13 protein-coding genes and 2 pseudogenes are annotated in these 17,749 nt (G+C 61.0%); 10 read left to right on the top strand and 5 right to left on the bottom strand.

Translation table 11 applies throughout. The annotated features are described in order from the left end of the window. Positions 1-27: 27 nt before the first annotated feature. A complete protein-coding gene (locus tag RAD10_RS17585; RefSeq protein ID WP_183258897.1) occupies positions 28-540 on the top strand; it encodes an Lrp/AsnC family transcriptional regulator in 513 nt (170 codons plus the stop codon). Positions 541-647: 107 nt separating this feature from the next. Here RAD10_RS17585 and RAD10_RS17580 read toward each other — a convergent pair. Beyond that, positions 648-851 (bottom strand): annotated as a pseudogene (locus tag RAD10_RS17580) (MFS transporter); the annotation flags it as partial. Positions 852-1,739: 888 nt separating this feature from the next. After that, positions 1,740-2,618: a GNAT family N-acetyltransferase gene (locus tag RAD10_RS17575; RefSeq protein ID WP_461618508.1), complete on the bottom strand. Its 879-nt coding sequence runs from the start codon at positions 2,616-2,618 to the stop codon at positions 1,740-1,742. A gap of 342 nt (positions 2,619-2,960) precedes the next feature. Here RAD10_RS17575 and RAD10_RS17570 point away from each other — a divergent pair, with 342 nt between their 5' ends. From RAD10_RS17570 to RAD10_RS17560, 3 genes are all read left to right on the top strand, one after another. Next, positions 2,961-3,884, top strand: a complete 924-nt coding sequence (locus RAD10_RS17570; RefSeq protein WP_461618507.1) for a 2-hydroxyacid dehydrogenase — start codon at positions 2,961-2,963, stop codon at positions 3,882-3,884. A 13-nt stretch (positions 3,885-3,897) separates the two neighbouring features. Continuing rightward, the gene (locus RAD10_RS17565) at positions 3,898-4,254 is read left to right on the top strand and encodes a cupin domain-containing protein (RefSeq protein ID WP_461618506.1); all 357 of its coding nucleotides are present in this window, start codon (positions 3,898-3,900) and stop codon (positions 4,252-4,254) included. Between the two features lie 211 nt (positions 4,255-4,465). Continuing rightward, a complete protein-coding gene (locus tag RAD10_RS17560) occupies positions 4,466-5,923 on the top strand; it encodes an NAD-dependent succinate-semialdehyde dehydrogenase (RefSeq protein WP_461618505.1) in 1,458 nt (485 codons plus the stop codon). A gap of 112 nt (positions 5,924-6,035) precedes the next feature. Here RAD10_RS17560 and RAD10_RS17555 read toward each other — a convergent pair whose 3' ends face one another. After that, complete coding sequence (locus RAD10_RS17555; protein WP_461618504.1) at positions 6,036-6,725, bottom strand: haloacid dehalogenase type II; 690 nt, start codon at positions 6,723-6,725, stop codon at positions 6,036-6,038. Positions 6,726-7,068: 343 nt separating this feature from the next. On the opposite strand from RAD10_RS17555, the gene RAD10_RS17550 reads away from it, so the two are divergent. Further along, positions 7,069-8,445 carry an aminotransferase class III-fold pyridoxal phosphate-dependent enzyme gene (locus tag RAD10_RS17550; protein WP_461618503.1) on the top strand — a complete coding sequence of 459 codons (1,377 nt, stop codon included), beginning with the start codon at positions 7,069-7,071 and terminating at the stop codon, positions 8,443-8,445. A gap of 28 nt (positions 8,446-8,473) precedes the next feature. Here the strand turns inward: RAD10_RS17550 and RAD10_RS17545 are convergent, their stop codons facing one another. Both RAD10_RS17545 and RAD10_RS17540 read right to left on the bottom strand, forming a co-directional pair. Then, complete coding sequence (locus tag RAD10_RS17545; protein WP_461618502.1) at positions 8,474-8,950, bottom strand: Lrp/AsnC family transcriptional regulator; 477 nt, start codon at positions 8,948-8,950, stop codon at positions 8,474-8,476. A 113-nt stretch (positions 8,951-9,063) separates the two neighbouring features. Further along, positions 9,064-10,391: pseudogene (locus tag RAD10_RS17540) on the bottom strand (NAD(P)/FAD-dependent oxidoreductase). Positions 10,392-11,039: 648 nt separating this feature from the next. Between RAD10_RS17540 and RAD10_RS17535 the strand changes: the two are divergent. The 5 genes from RAD10_RS17535 to RAD10_RS17515 are packed head-to-tail and all read left to right on the top strand — an operon-like array spanning position 11,040 to position 17,685. Further along, the gene (locus RAD10_RS17535; RefSeq protein WP_461618584.1) at positions 11,040-12,731 is read left to right on the top strand and encodes an ABC transporter ATP-binding protein; all 1,692 of its coding nucleotides are present in this window, start codon (positions 11,040-11,042) and stop codon (positions 12,729-12,731) included. Beyond that, positions 12,728-14,398 (top strand): peptide ABC transporter substrate-binding protein, encoded by a 1,671-nt coding sequence (locus RAD10_RS17530; protein WP_461618501.1) that lies wholly within the window; start codon positions 12,728-12,730, stop codon positions 14,396-14,398. Before RAD10_RS17535 ends, RAD10_RS17530 begins: the two co-directional genes overlap by 4 nt. A gap of 55 nt (positions 14,399-14,453) precedes the next feature. Next, complete coding sequence (locus RAD10_RS17525) at positions 14,454-15,404, top strand: ABC transporter permease (protein WP_018321787.1); 951 nt, start codon at positions 14,454-14,456, stop codon at positions 15,402-15,404. Between the two features lie 38 nt (positions 15,405-15,442). Then, on the top strand, positions 15,443-16,321 hold the full coding sequence (locus RAD10_RS17520) for an ABC transporter permease (protein WP_461618500.1): 879 nt from the start codon (positions 15,443-15,445) through the stop codon (positions 16,319-16,321). A gap of 53 nt (positions 16,322-16,374) precedes the next feature. Continuing rightward, entirely contained in the window at positions 16,375-17,685 is a 1,311-nt protein-coding gene (locus tag RAD10_RS17515; protein WP_461618499.1) for an NAD(P)/FAD-dependent oxidoreductase, read from the top strand. The last annotated feature ends 64 nt before the right edge of the window (positions 17,686-17,749 follow it).

The raw sequence follows: 17,749 nt of genomic DNA, 5'->3' as shown, positions 1-17,749 counted from the left end.
TAGCAAAGCGAGAATAGGATTCTTGGTATGGCATCGGTCGGACGTGCCAGAGGGCCTGTCAAAGCTCCGCGCAAGGATGCACTTCGGCTCGACGAGATCGATCGCAAGATCCTGCGTGCCTTGCAGCAGGATGCGCGCCTGACGACGGCGCAACTTGCCGACAGAATCGGGCTCTCCACCACGCCATGCTGGAACAGGCTGAAGCGTTTGGAGACCCAGGGCTATATCGATGGCTACGTCGCGCTGCTCAATCAGGACAAGCTTGGCCTCCCCGAAACGGTCATCATAGAGCTGACGCTCGACCGCCACGACGAGGAGATGCTCGAGCGCTTTGGCCAATTGCTTACGAATTTGCCGGAGGTGATCGAGGCCTATCTCACCACCGGCGACTACGATTACATCGTGAAGGTCGCGGTCGAAAGCACCGCCGGCTATGAGCGCTTTCTGCGCGAAAAGCTCTATCGCATTCCGGGCATCCGCCACAGCCGGTCATCGTTTGCGCTGCGCTGCCTGAAGAAGCTGACTTCGGTCCAGGTCTAGTAAAGGATCAGGGTACTCCGTCGCGCCTTATCGCTTCTGACGCTGAGTCCCCCATAACCCAAGTTGGGATATGGGCCTCGCATTTGCCGGGGCGATGCTGGAAAGGCTTACCGCCCCAGCTCGGCGAACTCGTGCTTGCTCTCGTGGCCCCCGGCGAAGACCAGGATGCCGGCGATCAAGGGCAGGATCGCGAGCACGAGCAGCCCTGTCGAGGTTTGCCCTGTCGCTTCCTTGACCCAGCCGATCAGATAAGGGCCGCCAAAGCCGGCGAGATTGCCGATCGAGTTGATCAGCGCGATCGCGCCGGCCGATCCAATCACGGCGGCATAGGCGGCCTTCGCCTCCACTGAGTATAACGCGCTCCCAATGGACACTTGGTCGATGCGTGCGGTCTAATGTCTGCGCTCGATCAACGCGATCGAGTCGCCCTCTCATCCCTCGCGCGCGCCAGTGCAGGAACAAATCGAAGCAACCTGAATGATTGATCCAACGTGATCATGCCGTTCACACTCTATTGAGCCGCTTCCTCAACTACGTCGAGATTGTCACAGCGACGATCTCCTATCGATGAGCTTGATCGACACCGATCTCCTGCCGCGCGCTATGAGGGCCTGATGCATGCAAAGTCTTTGGAGAGGGTAGAGCCATTGCGCTGCGGGCAGCTTCGCCCGGCGCGCTGTTTGCGTTACGTGTGCGGTGAGAGGTCAAAAAACAGGTTCAAACGTGTGCAGTTTCGACTAATTTGGAGCGCACCTGTTTCGGATTCATCCGATGAATACATAAGGTAAGCCATTGGAATCGCAGCATTATATGTTTTCCGTCGCCCCCATGATGGATTGGAGCGAGAGTTTAAGGTTTTCAATCGCTTAGAAGGCGCCGTGTGCACGACGTGTGCACCGGGAGACCAAGAAAAATCTCACCACAGCCAACGTGCGCAGGCTTTTGGCACATGTGCAGGATCTGAACTTCCGAGGGTAGGGTGCGGGCGAGTGCTTTCGACGCGGAATGGTCGAACGTCGTGAGTTTGACTCACATCTCTCCGCCAATTGCGCGATTGCGCACGCCAAACTACGATTTCGTGCGCTTGGGTCCGCTTCGCGAGCGACTCGCCCCTCCGCTAGCCGCGCTAGCCACGGCCGTCTCTGTAGGGTCGCGATCGGCCGTTGGTACCAGTCCCCACGGAGCTTCGCTTCATAGCTTCAGCTCAACGCGTGACCGGCTAGCCCGTACACCCACGGCTCATTTTCCTTTCGGTTCAGGAATCGCCGGCCCTTAGACATCGTCGTGACGGTGTCGGTCATTCCGAGGCGGCTCTGTTGAAGGAAGTCGGCAAACAGACCCGTCTGCTCCCGCGTATCGACGCGGACGAATTGTCCCGCGAGATTCCTAAGATGCACAGCGGTGAGATGGATCGCGTCACAATCATTGCTGGCAACGATCGGGCCGATCACATGACCGCGGCCGAATTCGCGCTTCATGGAATAACCGACGGTCTCTCCGCCGCGGCGCAGGACGGAGATTGACGCACCTTCAGAAAGCAACGCGAGCAGCTTCTGCCGGTTAGTTCCGAACGCGCGTTCATCCAGTGCCGCGATCTCTCCGATGTCCGCCGTGGACAGCGAGCTCAACTCACCGGCCAGACCCGGCACCGGCGGGGGTGGTAAGACGATCTCTCCTTGCCACAGATGCACGGTGGCTTCCTTCGTGAACCCCAGCGACAGATACAGATGATAGGCGGCATGGGTTGAATTGAGGGTCAAATTCCGGTCGCCACACCGCTCGAAAACCTGCTCCATGAGCCAGCGGCCAGTACCTTGTGCCTGGGTTCGGGGTGATGTGATCACCAGGCCAATCGTCGCGAATTCCTGGCTATAAGGGAACCACATCGCGCTGCCGAAAACGCGGCCTATGCCGTCAACGGCGACGATGCCGTGGCCGGCGCGGCGCAGGAAATCCCAGTCCTTGGGGCGATGCGGCCAGCCGACACCGATCGAAAGCGCGTGGAGCAGCTTCACATCAACGTCGTTGATGTCCTTGGCCACCAGTTCAAAGGACTTCACGCGTACCGTTCGTCCCATTCCGCTCATCCATTCCTTTGCGGGCTCAAAGGGCGCGGCCTATCCCCCGCCGGCCTTCTGTTGGGTGCCGCACAAGCCCTCTTTTGCAGCAGCATAGCGCGGAAGGCCAGCAGGTTTCGCCTGTTTGGCGGGCGGTACTCGGAATGTTTCGCCGCCAGTGGAGCTCGATTCAGCAGGGAAAGCTACTGGTTGCGGCCTATCGATATCCGGCAACAGCAGGCAGGGTGACCCCAGTGAACGTTGAAGGCTTCGTAGGGCTCGCCGCCTTTCCAGCCCTCGGTGGCCGGCCAGTCCGGTCTCAACGCGCCGCATCCCGGGCGAGGACCTGAGAGGACCACGTCGATGGCGTTCCTTTTCAATTCCGATGCTGCTCGGGCGGCTATATTCCGGCAGGCCTTTGCGCGCGAGCTCCCTGATCTCGAATTCTATCATTCCAGCGAATGCTTCGAGCCGGAAAAGGTACGGTACCTGATAACCTGGAACGCGCCCGACGATCTCTCGCGTTTTCGAAATCTGGAAATGCTCTTTTCCACCGGTGCGGGGGTCGATCAATTCAAGCCGGAGACCCTACCTGGCCACGTCAAGCTCGTGCGCATGATCGAGGATGGCATCATACGCATGATGCAGGAGTACGTCGTGCTTGGTGTGCTGACACTCCATCGCGAGATGCTTGCCTATCGGGAGCAGCAGGGAAGAGGCCTATGGCAGGCTCTTGCAACGCCCCAGGCGGCCGATCGGCGCGTCGGCTTTCTGGGCTTCGGCATGTTGGCGCAAGCTGCGATTGATCGCCTCAAGCCGTTTGGATTTCCCCTTGCCGCGTGGAGCCGCAGCAACAAGACGATCGAGGGCGTCACCTGCTTCCACGGCGATGGTCAGCTTGGCAGCTTCCTGAAAGGAACGGACATTCTCGTCTGTCTTCTGCCCCTGACGGAGCAAACGAGCGGCATCCTGAACGCACAGCTGTTCTCTCTCCTGCCGGCGGGAGCAAGGCTGCTGCATGTCGGCCGCGGTCCGCAGCTTGACAAGGGCGCACTCATCGAAGCGCTCGATAGCGGGCGCCTCGCCGAAGCGATGCTCGACGTGACCGATCCCGAGCCGCTGCCGGGAGCCCATGCGCTCTGGTCGCATCCGAAGGTGATCATCACGCCGCATATCGCGTCCGTGACGCAACCGCATACGGCCGCGCAATCCGTCATAGAGAACATCCGGCGCCACCGCGCCGGACGAAATCCGATCGGCCTCGTCGATCGACTGCTCGGTTACTAACAGGAAAGATGCCATGTCACTTCTGATTGCCATCGACACCAATCCGGATTTTGTACCGAAGAAGGCCGTGCCAGATCCGGAACGGCTCATTTCGGGCAATCCGTCCTTCAAGACCTGGGCGCAGGACGCCTCGAAAGGCGAGAAAGTGCTGACGGGCGTCTGGGAGGCAACCCCCGGCGAGACCCATTCCATCAAGGGCACCACCTTCGAGTTCTGCCATGTCATCTCGGGTCTTATCGAAATCGAGGAAAAGGGTGGCGAGACGAAGACTTTCCGCGCCGGCGACAGCTTTGTGATGAAGCCGGGCTTTGTCGGCGTCTGGCGCACGATCGAGACCGTGCGGAAGATCTACGTCTGTCACTATGACTGAGCACGATGCCTGACGGCGGCCTCACTGAACGACGGCCAGAATAATCGACTTTCGAAATCCCATCTGACCGGATTCAACGCGGTCAGACGCTTCCTTCTCGATGAAAAATGCGGCGCGCGGTGCTGTATGGCTCAGATGAGACGGCTTGTCTCGCCAATCGCATATCCGGCAGTGTTGGCGGTTTGACCCCGAAGAGTAAGGGAACAAATACATGGTTGCATTGAAAGACAAGGATCTGTTTCGCCAGCAGGCACTGATCGGCGGCCACTGGCGCGACGCGAGTGCGAAGGCGACGGTTGATGTCATCGATCCTGCCAGCCAGCAAGTTCTTGGCACCATCCCCGATATGGGGTGCGAGGAGACCAAGGCTACCATCCGCGCTGCGGCCGACGCGTTCAAGCATTGGAAGACCAAGGCCCATGCAGAGCGCGCCGCGCTGCTGGAGCGCTGGTATGAGCTCATGCGACTCCATGAGCAGGATTTGGCTCTTCTGCTCACGCTGGAGCAGGGCAAGCCACTGGCGGAATCGCTCGGCGAAATCCGCTATGGAGCCTCCTTCGTCAAATGGTTTGCGGAAGAGGCGCGCCGGATCAACGGATCGACGATCCCGTCTCCCACGGTCGATCGCCGCATTCTGGTTTTGAAAGAGCCTGTCGGCGTCTGCGGGATCATTACGCCCTGGAATTTCCCCAACGCGATGATTACACGGAAAGTGGCGCCCGCGCTGGCCGCGGGCTGCACCGTCGTCATCAAGCCCTCTGAATTCACGCCGTTTTCGGCCCTCGCGATCGGTGTGCTGGCGGAGCGGGCGGGGATTCCACCTGGCGTGATCAACATCGTGACGGGCATGCCGACGGACATTGGCAAGGAGCTGATGGCCAATGAGTCCGTCCGCAAGATCTCGTTCACGGGATCGACCCGCGTCGGCGCGCTGCTGATGAAAGGCGCCGCCGACAACATCAAGCGGCTCAGTCTCGAGCTCGGCGGCAACGCGCCGTTCATCGTCTTCGACGATGCCGATATCGACCGCGCCGTCGAGGGCGCAATTGCGTCGAAGTTCCGCAACGGCGGACAGACCTGCGTCTGCTGCAATCGCATTCTTGTCCAATCGGGTGTCTACGATGCCTTTGCACAGAAGCTCGCCGGCAAGGTCGCGAAAATGAAGGTCGGTGCCGGTACGGAAGATGGGGTCGCAATCGGGCCGATGATCAATGGCGCAGCGATCGAGAAGATCAAGCGGCACGTCATGGACGCGCTGGATAAAGGCGCAAAGATCATCGCTGAGAGTGAGGCGGTGCCGGAGGGCCGGCAATTTGCTCGGCCTCTCGTGCTCGGTGGCGCGACGACCGAGATGCTCCTGGCTTCGGAGGAGACCTTCGGACCGGTCGCGCCGCTTTTCCGGTTCGAGACGGAGGACGAGGCGATAGCGATCGCAAACGGTACGCCCTTCGGTCTTGCGGCGTATTTCTACACTGAAAACCTGAAGCGTTCCTGGCGTATTGCCGAAGCGCTGGAGTTCGGCATGGTCGGCCTGAACACCGGCCTGATCTCGACGGAGGTCGCGCCTTTCGGCGGTGTCAAACAGTCGGGCCTGGGACGCGAGGGATCTCAGCTCGGGATAGAAGAATATCTCGAGAGCAAGGCCCTTCATGTCGGCGGCCTGGATTGAGCGTCCATCGGATCTGAAACAGGAAAAGGGGGCGGTTGAACCGCCCCCTTTTCTTTGACCAGCGCAGATCTCTATTGCTGAAGTGCCGCGAGCGATCCCGAAAGAACTGCGCTCAGGCGCTTTTACGAAGAGGCTCCAGGCCGACTGCGGCAGCCAAGCCGCCGATGCCAGAGACCTCGGTGTATTCATAGAAGGGGTTCGCCGGCTCGTGACCGCGGTTCACCCATACCTTGCTCTTGATACCCAGATCGTAGGCGGTCATCAGATCGTAGCGGAACGAGGAGGAGACGTGGGTGATATCTTCCGGGCCGCAGCCCAGCTTGTCGAACATGTATTCGAAGCCTTTCATGTGCGGCTTGTAGGCGCCAGTCTCCTCGGCCGTGATGACCATGTGGAAGGGAGCGCCGAGCTTCTCCACGTTGGACATGATGAGGTTCTTCATGGAGTTCGACAAGATGACCAGCGGGATCTCTTTGGCAACCTTGGCCAGACCAGCCGGGACGTCGGCATGTGGACCCCACGTGTGGATCTCTTCATTGATGCGCTGGGCATCCTCCGGCCGAAATACGATACCGTTGCGCTTGCAAGCGCGCTCTACTGAATTATGCACGACCTCGAAGTACGGCTTCCACGCGCCAAGAACTTCGTCCAGGCGATAGGCGGCGAAATCCTTGATGAAATTAGCCATCGTCGTGGCAGAAAGTTGAGAGCCATAGACTCTCCTCGCCGCGCCGGCCATGTCGAAATTGGTCAGCGTGCCGTAACAGTCGAAGGTGATGTATTTGGGTCTGAACGTCGCCATAGCTCCAATCCTTGCGATCTCACGCACCGCTTGCCGGTACGACAAGCATCATAGCGAGCACCCGACAAGATAAAGCACCGATGTCGCGGTGACCGGGAGCAGATTGTGTCGTATCGGATCGGAGCTGTGGCAGAGAGTTGTGCGAAATAGGCGCATCCGACGTGAGCGCCAATGCCTGGCGCAAGCCGATGCCGGCATAAGATGCGGCGCCGATCGTCAATGACAGTCAAAATGCCCTTCGTCCATGTCCAGCCTGGGAGCAACTGCTGTCTTGGTCATCCTACGTTGAGTGCGAAAACATCGGGGTGGCCGCACAAACATTGCGGTTGATCTGGAGGACGACATGTTGAGCAACTCGCTGATTGAACTCGATCGCGCGCATCTGATTCACCCGGTCTCATCCTATCGAAGCCACGAGACGACGGGTGTCCGCTTGCTGAAGTCAGGGAAGGGCGCGACGCTGACCGATGTCTCGGGACGTCAATTGCTGGACGGCTTCGCCGGCCTATGGTGTGTCAATGCCGGCTACGGACAGGACAGCATCGTTGAAGCGGCTTTGAGGCAGCTCCGCGAGCTGCCTTATGCGACGGGTTATTTCGGGTTGGGCTCCGACCCGGCCATCCGATTAGCTGCAAGGCTGGCTGAATTGGCGCCTGGCGATCTGAACCATGTCTATTTCACCTTGGGCGGCTCAGATGCCGTAGACAGCACGATCCGGTTTATCCGGTACTATTATCATGCCAAGGGTACGCCACAGAAGGATCAGTTCATTTCCGTCGAGTCTGGCTACCATGGATCGTCGACGGCTGGGGCGGGCTTGACCGCACTGCCGGCCTTTCATGCGGGCTTCGGCGTGCCATACAATTGGCAGCACAAGATCCCGTCGCACTACGCGTATCGCAATCCTGTCGGCTCCCATCCCCAGGCAATCATTGCGGCGTCGGTCGCGGCCTTGCGAGCCAAGATCGCCGAACTGGGCGCCGAACGCGTCGCCGCCTTCTATGTCGAGCCGATACAGGGGTCAGGAGGCGTCCTCGTTCCGCCGCCGTCCTGGCTGAAGGCGATGCATGCGGTCTGCAAGGAGCACGATATTCTGTTCGTTGCCGATGAGGTCATCACCGGCTTTGGCCGTGTCGGTCCGCTCTTCGCCTGTGAAGAGGATGACGTCGTGCCGGATCTCATGACCACGGCAAAGGGGCTAACCTCTGGCTACGTGCCGATGGGGGCCGTTCTCATGTCCGACGGCGTCTACAACACGATTGCCGATGGCGCCGGCAAGGCGGCCGTCGGCCACGGCTACACCTATTCCGCTCATCCCGTCAGCGCAGCCGTTGGGCTCGCGTGCCTTGATCTCTATGAAAACGGCTTGCTGGAAAACGGCCGGAAGGCCGGGCACCGGCTGATGGAAGGTCTTCGGGCGCTTGCCGATCATCCGCTTGTCGGCGATATCAGGGGGCGCGGCATGCTGGCTGCAATCGAGCTCGTGACTGACAAGGAGCTCAAGACGCCTCTGCCGGCGGAAGCCGACGCGGCGCGCCGCATCTTCGACCGCGCGTGGGACAATGGTCTCGTGATCCGCGCCTTCGCGCAAGGCGTGCTGGGCTACGCGCCGCCGCTGTGCTGCACCGATGACGACATCGACGGCATTATTGAGCGGACAAAGACTACGCTCGACCAGACGCTCGAAGACAAGGACGTCCGCGCGGCGATGAAGGGATGATCACCGCGCTGCCGGTCGGAGATTGTTCTTAGCTATCGAAGATGCTTTCGAGCGGCAGATGGGATTTCACGATCGGGGACTTCAGCACGACGAAACTGAAGTACTTGTCGATGCCGATATCCATCTCGACCAGGCGTTCCATGACAGCCTGATATTCGCTGATTCCCGCGGTGATGAACTTGACGAGATAGTCGTACCCGCCCGAAACCAGATGGCATTCGACGACCGAATCGATCTTTTCGATCGTCGTGAGAAAGCGAGCGAAATCGATCTGCCGATGATTCTTCAGGGTGATTTCAGCGAAGACCGTCAGAGTTTGTCCGAGCTTGGCAACATCGATCTGGGCGGAATAGCCGGTGATGAAGCCCTCCGTCTGGAGCCTCTTGACGCGCATCAGGCACGGGCTCGGCGAAAGATTTATCAGCTCTGCGAGCTCGACGTTGGAAATGCGCCCGTTCTTCTGCAGTTCGCATAAAATCCTGACGTCGATCTTATCGAGCTTCATAGCAATGCCATCGGATGGGGCCGACAACGGCGTCGGGGCTTTGAGTCTTCAGCGTCATATGCAACTTCATAGCATCAACCAGCAGCTTTTCCCAACGAGGCGGAAACTGCAATTCAGAACTCGCTGACCTTCCCCCAGGCGCTCATTTTCAGCCGTTCCGGCCTGTAGGGACGCGGGTCGACGATCGGTGCTCGACCGGTGATGATGTCGGCGATCATGTGCCCGGTGCCGGGCCCAATCCCGAAGCCGTGCCCACTGAACCCCGCCGCAAGGATGAAGCCAGGAATGGATTCAACTTCGCCGATTGCCGGAATGCCGTCCGGTGTGCTGTCGATGTAGCCGGCCCAAACGTTTGAGATGGCGAGGTGCCGCAGCTCGGGGACCAGCTTGCACGCGCGTCGATGCGTCAGCCGAATCTGCCTCATGTCGGGGCGGGGATTGAGCGTTCGGTTCAGCTCCATCGGGGTCACCTCGTCGAGCCTCCATTTCGCCAGGGATTCGTGGCCTTGCCGCATGCCCTCGAAGGCGCCGGGGCTGAGGCTTCGCCAGCGGCGGGCGAACATGGGGAGGAATTCGCGGCCGAACCTGACCTGCTGCGGCGTCGGATCTAGTCGCGCGCGCCCGCTGATGGCCAGCGTGTATCCGCCATTGCCGCGGCGCGTGGCCGACACGAGCCCTGCGTAAAGGGCATTAGGCAGGCCGGCCGCGCCCGGGGCCAGGGCGAGAATCGAAGAGCGCACGGATGCCTGCGGGAAGCGAATTCCGAGCTGGTTGCAGAACGAACATGCCCATGCGCCTCCTGCCATGACCACCGTCTTCGTCCGGATTGTGCCCGCCTCGGTCACCACGCCGTTGACCCGGCCGGCACTGAGCTCGATGCCGCGCGCGGCGCAGAGCTGGTGCACCGTGCCGCCCGCCGCCATGATCGCACGCGCGGCGATGGGGACGGCCTTTGAAGTGTCCGCCGTCCCGTCTGTCGGCGAGAAGACGCACCGCCCTTCCACTTGCGACCCGTCGCCTTGCCCCGACCGCTCGCTTCTTCCGAGCTCAACAGATGCGTCGTGACGCCAACGGTCCTGGCGAAGTCTCGCCACTTGGCCCAGCCTGCCAGCTCATTCTCGTCATTCGACAAATACAATAGGCCGCAGCGGCGAAAGCCCGTGTCTTCACCCGTTTCCTGGGCAACTCGTTCCCAGAGATCGAGGCTCTTGGTCGCAAGCGGCAGCTCGCGTGCGTCGCGGTTCTGTTGGCGGCACCATCCCCAGTTGCGGCTGGACTGCTCGGCGGCGACGCGGCCCTTCTCGAGCAAGGCAACCTTGAGGCCGCGACGCGCGAGATAGTAGCTTGTGAACACGCCTACGACGCCGCCGCCGATGACGACGACGTCCGCCTCACGAGGAAGGGATGGACTGGATTCGATATGCAGGAGCGGCGCGCTCATCCGACAGGGATCTCCGGTGGCCGCCGTAGCGTAACCGAGGAATTGCGGCAGCCCCCGCGGACTTTCGTCGTGAAACCGAATATCCTGCGGTTTACTGCCTTTGGCGCAGGCAAATATTGCGAAAATACCTTGCTTGCGTCGCAGCTTGCAGGCGACGAGACTGATGCACGTGCTCCTGCGATCCGTCGCGCGCCTTCCTGGCAGGGGGCACGGCGGGCGGCGCAGATTGAAATGCCAAATCGGACTTCGTTTTCAGAAGTTCGTGCTGCCCGGATGCCGGCTTTCGGCGACTCCGCGGGGATTGAAATCATCAAGATCGGCACAACGGATCGAAGGATCGAAGTCCATAGAGGCAACCCGCATGAGCCTTGTCGAGGAGCAGATCTTGGCGGAAGCGATCAAGCTATGAGGTCGGCGCCATCCATGCTTCGCTTCGATCGAACTGACCCGTTCGGTCGGCGCCGCGCTCCGAAGAAGAGTTCTTGCCTCTTGCGCGAGGAGGCCTGAATCATGTCGCAGCCTCCAATGGAGGAATGGCACGTTGAGCGTCAAATCGTCGACCTGTCGAAGAAGCGTGGCAAGGCAAAGAACCGAAGGCGCAGCTCGCAGCAGGATGGCCGAACGAAGCTAAAAAGGGAGGATGTTCCGATGGCCTCTGGTGAGCCGGCTGCAGCCCCCGCCGATGTCGCGCTCTCCGTGCGGGAGCTGAGCGTAAGTCTGCCGCAAGGAATGGAGCGGGCCTACGCCATCGAAAACGTCTCCTTTGATCTGAAGCGCGGACAAATTCTCTGCATCATCGGGGAATCTGGATCGGGCAAGTCGGTCACCGCCAATGCGATCATGGGGCTTCTGCCGAAGGTGATCAGGGTCACCTCGGGGGCGATCCACCTGAATGGGACGAACATCGTAGGCCTCGCGCCTGAGAAGCTCCGCAGTCTGCGCGGCCGAGTGGTCTCGATGATCTTTCAAGATCCTCTCTCGGCGCTCAACCCGCTTATGACCGTGGGCGCGCAGATCGAGGAGGTGATGGCCGCGCACGACGTTGGTACGCCGGCCTCGCGTCGCAGCCGGGCCAAAGACTTGTTGATTGAAGTGGGTCTGCCTGATCCGCAGCTCATGTATCACCAGTATCCCTTCCGGCTTTCGGGCGGGCAGCGGCAGCGGGTGATGATCGCCATGGCTCTGGCCCTCGAACCTGCGATCCTGATCGCGGACGAGCCGACCACCGCACTCGACGTGACGACCCAGGCGCAGATCCTGCAATTGATCCGCGACATTCAGCGCCGCAAGGGAATGAGCGTCATGTTCATCACCCATGATTTCGGCGTCGTCGCGGAGATTGCCGACCACGTTGTGGTGATGGAGAAGGGCCATTGCGTGGAGCAGGGCAGTGCCGCGCAGGTGCTGAAGTCGCCCGGTCATCTCTATACGCGCCGCCTGATCGCAGCCGTGCCCCACCTGACCGGCAAGGACCGCGTTCCCTCGGAAGCCGGGGAGCGAGCGTCGATCCTGAAGGTCGAATGCCTGGCAAAGACTTATCGCAGCGGCAGCGCGCTTTTCCGTACGCAGCGCATCGTGCCTGCGGTCAATGGGGTCAGCTTCGACCTCACGTCGGGTCGCACGCTCGGCGTCGTCGGGGAAAGCGGGTCCGGCAAGTCGTCGCTCGGTCGGCTGCTGATCAAGCTCATGGAGTGCGACGGCGGCTCGATTCTGTTCGAAGGCCGCGACATCGCTGGGCTTTCCGAAGCCGAGTTTCGGCCGCTACGGCCGAACATCCAGATGATCTTTCAGGATCCTTTCGCATCGCTCAATCCGCGATCGACGGTCGGGCAAATTCTCACTGTCGGCCCGGTCGCGCATGGCATGCCTTATGACAAAGCTTGCGAGCGCGCGCGGGAGCTTCTGTCCCACGTCGGCCTGGATGCGGGCGCCTTTGAGCGCTATCCGCACGAGTTCTCCGGCGGGCAGCGCCAGCGCGTCGGGATCGCGCGGGCGCTGATGTTCAAACCAAAATTGCTGATCGCCGACGAAGCGGTCTCAGCGCTCGACGTATCGATCCAGGCCCAGATCTTGAAGCTGCTCGACCAGATCCAGCGGGAGACCGGCGTCTCGATGATCTTCATCACGCATGATCTGCGCGTCGCAAGCCAAATCTGCGATGAAATCGCCGTCATGCATCGCGGACAAATCGTGGAACGCGGACCGCCGTCCCAGATATTCCTCGATCCGAAATCCACCTACACGCGAGAACTGGTGGCAGCAATTCCGGGCGAGCAACCCCTGAGCATGCCCGAACATGCAGAGTACGGCGGACAGCACAAGGGAGGAGAGACGTTATGAGAAAGGGTTCTGCAACGACATCGAGCTACTCGCGGCGTGATGCTCTGCGAATGGTGGCGATCGGCGGAGCTGCCGGCCTGATCGCGCCCAACCTATTGGGCAAGCCGGCCCACGCGCGCACTTCTCCGACAAAGCCAACCGGCCGCGTGATCGTCGGGCTTGGACAAGAGCCCACCGTCTTCAATCCGCTGATGGTACACATTGAAGTCGATGATGGCGTGCACTTCTCGGTCTTCGACGCGCTGTTCCGCATCGATCCTCAAGGCGTTATTCAGCCCAACCTGGCCGTGGAAGTGCCGAACCAGAAGAATGGCGGTATTTCGGAAGACGGTCTCAAATGGCGTATTCGTTTGCGTGACGATGTCCGCTGGCACGACGGCAAACCGTTCAGCGCCGAGGACGTGAAGTTTACGCTCGAGCTGATTACGAATCCGAACTTCCGGAGTTGGCGCACGGCCGGCCATGCCCTCGTGCGCGACATCACGGTGGTCTCGCCGACGGAGATTTCGTGGCGAATGGAGGAAGCCTTTGCGCCCTATCTGTCGTTTCTGACCGAAACCTTCATCGTCCCCAAGCACATCCTCGAGAAAGAGGCCAATCCCAACAACGCCGCCTTCAACCAGGCGCCGGTTGGTACCGGCGCCTTCAAGTGGGGCAAGAGGGTTGCCGGTGATCATCTCGAACTCGTTGCGAATACCGAGTACTTCGGTGATGGCCCTCACATCGAGAGGCTGGTCTTCAAATACATTCCCGATCTCACGGTCCTCTACACCCAGTTCAAGAGCGGCGACATTGATCTCGTAGGTCAGCCTTACATCACGCCCGATCATTACGTGGAAGCCAAGACGCTGCCAAACCGTGTGGTGACGCTCGTCCCAAGGACCTCGTTCGAATCCTTCTACCTGAACCTTGAGCGCCCGCAGTTCAAGGAGCTTGCCGTTCGCGAGGCGCTCTACGCGGCGATCGACAAGGAGGCGATCATTCAGGGGCTCTATTACGGGGTACCTACCCCGACAGAGACGTTCATGCCGCGGCAGTCCTTCTTCTTCCACGCCAATCTGCCCCTGCACCAATTTGATGTGAAGCGCGCGGGCAAGATCCTCGATCAGGCCGGCTGGGCAAAGGGCGCGGACGGCATTCGCGCCAAGAACGGCGTTCGCCTGTCCTTTACCAATTCGACCACGTCGGGCGATCCCCTTCGTGAACAGGTGCAGCAGTTCCTGCAGCAGACGTTCGCGCAACTGGGGGTCGAGATGAAGATATCGAACCTGCCCGCCGCCGTGATGTGGGGCGATTTCTGGGTGCAATCGCAGTTCGATTCCGTGATCGTAGGCAGCTCGTATCTGATTGGCGCCGATCCGGACGTCACCAATCGCCTCCACTCGCGCTCGATCGCAGCGAAGGGCGGCCGCGGCTCGAACAATGCCCAATACGCAAATCCGGAGGTCGATGCCCTCCTCGACAAAGGCGCACGCACCTTCGATCCCGAAACGCGGCGCGCGATCTACTCTCGCGTACAGGAACTCGTGCGCCGCGATCTGCCTTTCCTACCGCTGTATCAGAGCAACTCGGTCGAAGGTCTCAAGAAGGGGATCAATGGATTCGTGCCGAATGGCAACACGCGCACGGAGTCCTGGAACGCGCTCGCCTGGTATTGGGCGAGCTGATGTCTCGCCGGACGGACCGCGTCGGACGGTGTTGTCACGCTAATGGAGGACTCGAATGTCCGCCTTCCTGCTGAATCGTCTCTTGCAGAGCATCGTGCTGCTGGTGATCGTCTCGATCATCGGCTTCACGGTTCTCAACCTCATGCCGGGTGGTCCTCTGGCGCAGTTCGGGCTCGATCCGGGGATGACCCAGAAGGATGTGGAGCGGCTCGCAGCGCAGCTCGGGTTGAACCGGCCGCTATGGATGCAGTATCTCGATTGGGCCTGGCGGCTGCTCCAGGGGGATTGGGGACACTCGTTCCGCGATGGCTCTTCGGTGCTGACGGTGATTGGTCGACACTTGCTGGCGACGCTACTGCTTATGGGTACGTCCACCGCATTTGCGATCGGGGTCGGTGCCTGGATCGGAATCCGCGGCGCCACCCACCGCTATTCGCTGTTCGACTACTGCGCGACTGTCGGCGCCATGGTGGCGCTGTCCGTTCCGACGTTCTGGTTCGGCCTGATCGGCATCTACATCTTCACCCTGAAGCTGGGTTGGGTGCCCGCAGGCAACATGTACACAATTGGCGACGGCTCGGTACTGGACTATCTGCATCACCTGATCTTGCCGAGCCTGGTGCTGTCCCTCGTTCATGTCGCTATCTGGAGCCGTTACATGCGGACGGCAACGCTCGATGCGCTCAGTCAGGATTTCGTCAAGACGGCCCGGGCCAAAGGCGTGAGCGAACGCCGCATCTTGCTGAAACATGTCATCGGCAATGCGCTGTTGCCGATGATCACGCTGGCAGGGATGCAACTGCCCAGCGTTCTCACCGGCGCGCTGGTCACGGAGACCGTGTTCACCTGGCCGGGCATGGGGCGGCTGTTTCTCGACAGCCTTGGTTACAGCGACTATCCGGTCGTGATGGGGCTGTTGATCTTCTCGGCCATCCTGGTCCTGTTGGGCAATCTGATCGCAGACATCGTGATCGCCACCGTCGATCCGCGCATTCGCCTGGCCTGAGCCTGCAGACTCACGACAGATAAGAGGAGCGAGTAGATATGACCGCCATCGTCGCGCACGCAGCTCCGGCCCGCTGGTGGCACAGCCGTGCCGTTATCCGCTTCATGCATCACCACCTGGCGCTCTTGGGAATCGCGATGATCACCCTGCTCGTGCTGGCGTGCGCCATCGGTCCCTATGCCTTGCCCTACGATTCGCTCCACATCGATCTGCGCGCCCGCTTTGCTCCGCCGCTGACAGGCAACCATTACTTGGGCACGGATCCCTTAGGGCGAGACCTCGCGGTGCGGCTGTTGATGGCCGGGCGCGTCTCGCTGGCGGTGGGGTTCTCCGCCATGTTGCTGTCGACGTTGATCGGCACGCTCATTGGCGCGACGGCCGGCTATCGCGGGGGTTGGGTCGGGGCGGCATTGATGCGGACGGTCGATGGCTTCCTGTCCTATCCCTCGATCTTTCTCGTGCTGGCGCTGGCCGCAACGCTGCGGCCGAGCCCGGCGATGATCACCGTGATCATTGCCGTCACGAGCTGGATGGAGACTGCGCGAATCGTCGAGGCCGAGGTCCGTTCGCTACGCGAGCGCGAGTTCGTCCAGGCTGCGCGCATGGTCGGGCTTCGCAGGGCGCACATCATGTTCCGCGAGATCCTGCCCAATGCCATGGGTCCTATCATCGTCGCCGCAAGTCTGGCCGTGGCGCGCGCGATCCTTCTGGAGGCCTATATCAGTTTTCTCGGCTACGGCATCCAGCCGCCGCTGCCCAGCTGGGGCAACATGCTCAATGGCGCGCAGCAATATCTGGCGAGCGCTCCCTGGCTCGCCATCATTCCCGGTGCCGCCATTACGATGGCGGTGACGAGCTTCAATTTCATCGGTGATGGTCTGCGAGATGCCCTCGACGTTCGAAACGACCACATCTGAACGATTTGAACCGAGCCGCGGCTGAACCCAGCAACCATACGAGAAACAAAGCCATGCATGCGCCTAGAGTTGCCGAGAAGGCCACGCCCTATTGGTGGGAAGCCGCGCCGCTTAAGCCGCCGCCTCAGCAGCCAATAGCCAAGAAGCTCGACGTGTTGATCGTGGGCGCGGGCTATGCAGGGCTCTCGGCCGGTCTGGTGCTGGCGCGCGAGGGCCGCTCGGTTGCGGCCTATGATGCCATGGACCCTGGCGAAGGAGCTTCGACGCGCAACGGCGGTATCACCAGCGGATCCATTCGGCCCGATTACGCGACGCTCACGCGCCGGTTCGGAGAGGAGAGGGCGCTGGCGATCGAGGCGGAAGGTAAGGCCGCACGCGAGTTCCTGTACGATTTCATCAGGACGGGAGGCCTCGCCTGCGACTTCCAGCCGGTGGGGCAGTTCAAGGGCGCCTTCGGCTATGAGCAATACGAAGCCATGGCGCGCACCGCCGAGCGGCTCGCAAAGAAGCTTGGAATCGAAGCCTACGCAGTTCCCTATGCCGAACAGCGCCAGTATGTCGGCACCGATGTCTATCGCGGCGGTACGGTTCGGATGGACATCGGCGGGTTGCACCCGGCAAAATTTCACGCCGAACTGCTGCGGGTCGCGCTCGCTTCCGGATTGACAGTCCACGCGCGGACGCCTGTGATCTCGATCGACAGAGATGGCTCCGGTTTCCGCGTCGTCACCGCGGCCGGTCCGGTGCAGGCACGTCAGGTGCTGGTGTGTACCAACGGTTACACCGATGGCGCCGTGCCCTTCCTGCGCCGTCGGCTGGTCCCGGTCCGTAGCCGGATCATTGCGACGGAGGAGCTTGCGCCCGAAGTCATGGCGCGGCTGATGCCGAAACGCATGATGATCACGGAGAGCCGGGAGGTCGGCTTCTATTATCGGCCCTCGCCTGATGGCAAACGCATCTTGCTCGGCGGTCGCGACAGCTCTCGGGTCGGCGACCCTGTCGCTCCGAAGCTGCTTCTGCGCAAGGGCCTGGTGAATCTGTTCCCTGAACTGGAGGCCGTTCGCCTCTCACACACCTGGTTCGGCCATGTGGCCATGAACCGCGACATGATTCCGCGCATTTTCGAGAAGGAAGGTATCGTCTATGCCAGCGGCTTCTGCGGGTCGGGCGTGGTCTGGGCGCCATGGGTCGGTATGCGTGCGGCCCACAAGCTCATGGGTCACGAGGAACGGGCGCGCACCGCGTTCGACTTCAGGCCTCCGGCCTTCATCCCGTTCTATCGAGGCAATCCGTGGTTCATGCCTGCCTTCATTCAGGGCTACCGGATGCGTGACCGGATCGCGATGTGGCGCGCCAGCCGTTGATGGACGGCAGCATAGCTTACAGCCGAGGGTGTGAGTTCCGGAGGCACTTCCGCCTCTCGAAAGA

Source organism: Bradyrhizobium sp. 23AC (assembly GCF_054863025.1).
The sequence above is the reverse complement of the archived record's forward strand: the minus strand, read 5'-3'. Positions and strand labels throughout refer to the sequence as shown.